Source organism: Roseovarius salis, from assembly GCF_044472985.1.
In the GTDB taxonomy this organism is placed as follows: domain Bacteria; phylum Pseudomonadota; class Alphaproteobacteria; order Rhodobacterales; family Rhodobacteraceae; genus Roseovarius; species Roseovarius salis.
The window spans coordinates 1-391 of sequence record NZ_JBISDG010000108.1 but is presented as its reverse complement, the minus strand read 5'-3'; the positions used below and the strand labels follow the sequence as shown (position 1 = coordinate 391).

Below are 391 nucleotides of genomic sequence, written 5' to 3'. Positions count from 1 at the left end.
GTGCCGCCCCCGCCCGGCATCCCGGCCAGCCGCCGCTTGGCCTGCACCAGCGAGCGCGTGGGCGGCAGCAGAATCTCGGCACCCTTTCCGCGAAAGGCGACCACGGCCACGTGATCGCGTCGGGCATAGGCCTGCACCAGCAGCATCTCGACAGCGCCCTTGGCCTCGGCCAGCCGCGCCATCGCGGCCGAGCCGGAGGCATCGACCGTGAAGATCAGCAAACGGTCCGAGCGGTCCTCGTAACGGCGCAGGCGGATGTCGCCGGGATGAATGATGACGCGCTGGCCGGTGTCACGCCGCGCGCGGCGCAGCCGCTGCCACGGCACGGCGGCACGCAGCGTGGCGACCACGTCGATCCGCGCCCGTCCATCTGGATGGCCGGGGCGCGAGG

At 73.1% G+C, this 391-nt stretch carries 1 protein-coding gene; it reads right to left on the bottom strand.

Annotated elements, in window-relative coordinates:
- Positions 1–391: VWA domain-containing protein (locus ACH13J_RS18395; RefSeq protein WP_397544794.1), on the bottom strand; the 391-nt coding region annotated here is incomplete at both ends.